This window comes from Pseudoroseomonas cervicalis ATCC 49957, assembly GCF_000164635.1.
Classification (GTDB): Bacteria; Pseudomonadota; Alphaproteobacteria; order Acetobacterales; family Acetobacteraceae; genus Pseudoroseomonas; species Pseudoroseomonas cervicalis.
In genome coordinates this window covers 826352-830265 of record NZ_GG770777.1, presented here as the reverse complement: position 1 = coordinate 830265, position 3914 = coordinate 826352, and the positions used below count along the sequence as shown (strand labels likewise).

General features: G+C 73.9%; 3 protein-coding genes. 2 read left to right on the top strand and 1 reads right to left on the bottom strand.

What is annotated here, in order from left to right:
* A partial coding sequence (locus HMPREF0731_RS03600; RefSeq protein ID WP_007002661.1) for a two-component system response regulator occupies positions 1-2162 on the bottom strand: 2162 nt, incomplete at its 3' end.
* Positions 2163-2341: 179 nt separating this feature from the next.
* Between HMPREF0731_RS03600 and HMPREF0731_RS03595 the strand changes: the two genes are divergently transcribed.
* Together HMPREF0731_RS03595 and HMPREF0731_RS03590 are read left to right on the top strand one after the other, a co-directional pair.
* Positions 2342-3100, top strand: a complete 759-nt coding sequence (locus tag HMPREF0731_RS03595) for a glutathione binding-like protein (protein WP_007002660.1) — start codon at positions 2342-2344, stop codon at positions 3098-3100.
* Between the two features lie 4 nt (positions 3101-3104).
* Positions 3105-3794: a glutathione S-transferase family protein gene (locus HMPREF0731_RS03590; RefSeq protein ID WP_007002659.1), complete on the top strand. Its 690-nt coding sequence runs from the start codon at positions 3105-3107 to the stop codon at positions 3792-3794.
* Positions 3795-3914 lie beyond the last annotated feature (120 nt).

Below are 3914 nucleotides of genomic sequence, written 5' to 3'. Positions count from 1 at the left end.
CTGCGCGGCCGCGCGCCCGGCTGGCGCAGCAGCCGGGCGAAGCCCTCGGCCGGCAGCGCCTCGCTGAAGTAGAAGCCCTGCACCTCGTCGCAGCCCTCGGCGCGCAGCCGGGCCAGCTGCGCCTCGGTCTCCACCCCCTCGGCCACCACCTGCAGCCGCAGCATGTGGCCGAGATCGACGATGGTGCGCACGATGGCGGCGTCGTTCGGCTCGCTGGTCATGCCGCGCACGAAGGACTGGTCGATCTTCAGCCGGTCCACGGGGAAGTTCTTCACATAGTTCAGCGAGGAATAGCCGGTGCCGAAATCGTCCACCGAGACGCGCACGCCGAGCGCGCGCAGCGCCTGCAGGCCGGCGGCGGTGGCGGCGTCCTGCTCCATCAGGATGCCCTCGGTCAGCTCCAGGTCGAGCCGGTCGGGCGGCAGCCCGGTGTCGTCCAGCACCTGCGCCACCAGCGCCCGCACATCCTGGCGGCGGAACTGCACGGGGGAGAGGTTGACGCCCATGCGCACCGGCGGCAGCCCCTCCGCCGCCCAGGCGGCGGCCTGACGGCAGGCCTCGCGCAGCACCCACTCGTTGATCGGCACGATCAGCCCGGTCTCCTCGGCGATCGCCAGGAAGCTGCCGGGGCCGCACAGCCCGTGGCCGTGGCGCCGCCAGCGCAGCAGCGCCTCGGCCCCGGTGACGCGGTTGCCGCGCAGCTCGACCTGCGGCTGGTAGTGCAGCTCGAACTCGCCGCGGCCGAGTGCCGCGCGCAACTCGGCCTCGATCCGCATCGCCTCGCGCGCGCGGGCGTCCATGGCGGCGGCGAAGAAGCGCCAGCCATGCCGCCCCTCCGCCTTGGCGCGGTACATGGCGAGGTCGGCGTTGCGCAGCAGCTCGTCCGGGTCGGCGCCGTCGCGCGGCGAGAGGGTGATGCCGATGCTGGCCGCCGCCGACAGGCTGTGCCCGTCCGCATCCACCGGCGCGGCCAGCGCGGCCATGATGCGCTGCGCCAGCGCCGCCGCGTCCTCCGGCCCCTGGATGGCGGTCTGCACGATGGCGAATTCGTCGCCGCCGAGGCGGGCCACCAGGTCCTCGGCCCGCGCCGTCGCCTTCAGCCGCTGCGCGACCGTGCGCAGCAGCGCGTCGCCGACATGGTGGCCGAGCGCGTCGTTCACCGCCTTGAAGCGGTCGAGGTCGAGGAACAGCAGCGCGAAGGCATGGTCGCCGCGGCGGCCGCGCGCCAGTTCGCGGCGCAGCCGGTCGCGCAGGAAGGCGCGGTTGGGCAGGCCGGTCAGCGCGTCGTGATGCGCCATGTGGCCGAGCCGGCGCTCCGCCAGCTTGCGGTCGGTGATCTCGAGCGAGGTGGTCAGCACCGCCACCACCTCGCCGCGCGCATTGTGCAGCGGCGCCTTGGTGGTGGAGAAGATGCGGGCCTGGCCGTCCGGCCCCTCGGTCTCCTCCTCGCGCCCCGGCAGGGGCTGGCCGGTCTCGAACACCAGCGCGTCGAGCGCGCGGGAGCGGGCGGCGCGCTCGCGGCCGAACATCTGCTCGATGGGCTGTCCGGCCAGGGCGTCCGGGGTGGTGCCGGCGAACTCCGCCTGGGCGGCGTTGACGAAGACGCAGCGCCCCTGCCGGTCGGCGGCACTGATCATCGCCGGCACGGTGTCGATCACCTGGGCCAGGGCGGCGCGGCTGTCGCGCAGCATCTCCTCGCGCGCGCGGGTGCTGTGCTGCAACGCCTGCTCCAGCGACTCGGCGCGGCGCTGGATCACCTGCTGCTGCCAGCGCATGCGCAGCAGGTTGCGGGCGCGGGTGAGGAATTCGTAATGGTCGACCGGGCTGAGCAGGAAATCGGTCGCCCCCGCCTCCAGCGCGCGCATCCGGTAGGCGCGGTCATTGTAGGCGGTGATGACGATGACCGGCGCGTCGGCCGCCCCCGGCGTGCCGCCCGGCGGCGGCGGCAGGGCGCGCAGCCGGCGGGTGAACTCCGCCCCGTCCATGCCGGGCATGCGGAAATCCGTCACCACCAGGTCGGCCGCGTGCCCGGCCAGCCAGTCCAGCGCCGCCTGCGGGTCGCCGAAGGCCTCGACCTGCACGTCGCGCTCGAGCGACAGCGCCAGGCGGCTGAAGATGTCGCGGTTGGTGCCCCGGTCGTCCAGGATCAGGATGGTGGCCATGACGCTCCGGGGGCTGGCCGCGCGGGGGCGCGTGGCGGGACTATCGGACAGGGCGGCGGCGCGGGCGCGGCGCCGTCCTGGCCGGGTGGGACGGTGGCGGCCGCTCCCTTGCCGAGGCAGGGGGGGCTCGGTAGCGTCCAGCCGCCGCGGCGCCGCGCCGCCGGCCAGGAGGACCCGCCATGCTCGACCTGTATTATTGGACCACGCCGAACGGCCACAAGGTCACCTTGCTGCTGGAGGAGGCGGGGCTGCCATACCGCCTGGTCCCGGTGAACATCGGCAAGGGCGAGCAGTTCCATCCCGACTTCCTGGCCATCGCCCCCAACAACCGGATTCCCGCCCTGGTCGACCATGCCCCGGCCGGCGGTGGCGCCCCCGTGTCGCTGTTCGAGAGTGGGGCCATCCTGCTCTACCTGGCGGACAAGATCGGCCGCTTCATCCCGGCCGCGCCCGAGGTTGCCGCGCGCGCCGAGGTGCTGCAATGGCTGTTCTGGCAGATGGGGGGGCTCGGCCCCATGGCCGGGCAGAATCACCACTTCTCCCAGTACGCGCCGGAGAAGATCCCCTACGCCATCGACCGCTATGTGCGGGAGACCAACCGCCTCTACGGCGTGCTCGACCGCCGGCTGAAGGGCCGCGCCTTCGTCGCCGGCGACGATTATTCGATCGCCGACATGGCGATCTACCCCTGGATCGTGCCCTATGCGCGGCAGGGCCAGAACCTCGACGACTTCCCCGAGCTGTCGCGCTGGTTCGCCGCCATCCAGGCGCGCCCCGCCACCATCGCCGCCTATGCCCGCGCCGCCGAGATCAACCCGACCAGCGCCGCCACGGTGAACGAGCAGTCGCGCGCCATCCTGTTCGGCCAGACGGCGGCCAACACGGCGGCCAACACGGCGGCCGGCGCCATGCCCGCCGCCGCGGCGAAGGAGGGCTGAGCCGGTGGCGCGCCGCCTCTACGAACTGGTGGGGGAGGACCCCGCCCGCCGCTTCAGCCCGTTCTGCTGGCGCAGCCGCATGGCGCTGGCGCACAAGGGGCTGGAGGCCGAATGCGTGCCCTGGCGCTTCACCGAGGCGGCGGCGCTCGCCTTCTCCGGCCAGGACAAGGTGCCGGTGCTGGTCGATGGCGACCGGGTGGTGTCGGATTCCTGGGCCATCGCGGCCTATCTGGAGGCCGCCTACCCCGAGCGCCCGGCGCTGTTTGCCGGGCGCGACCCGGCGGCGGCGCGGCTTTCGGCCGCCTGGGCCGATGCGGCGCTGCTGCCGCTGCTCGGCCGGCTGATCATCAGCGACATCCTGCCCTGGCTGGGCGAGGGCCAGCGCGACTATTTCCGCGCCAGCCGCGAGGCCCGCTTCGGCATGACGCTGGAGCAGATCACCGCCGACCGCGAGGAGCGGGTGGGCGCCTTCCGCGCCGCGCTGGCGCCGATGCGGCTGGTGCTGAAGGGGCAGCCCTTCCTGGGCGGCGCCGCGCCGGACTATGCCGACTACGCCGTCTTCGGCAATTTCCAGTGGGCGCGCTGCGTCTCCGCCTTCCCGCTGCTGGAGGCGGAGGACATCGTGGCCGCCTGGCGCGAGCGCATGCTGGACCTGTTCGGCGGGCTGGCGCGCGACGTGCCGCATTGCGGCTAGGCGGCGCTGTCTTCCGCCACGCCCGTCGCGCCCCCCCAGGCCGGGACCGGCGAGCGAGGGTGGAGACCACGACCCGTGCAGCACAGCCAGGCCGCCCTGGCCGGGGCGGCTGACCCCGGG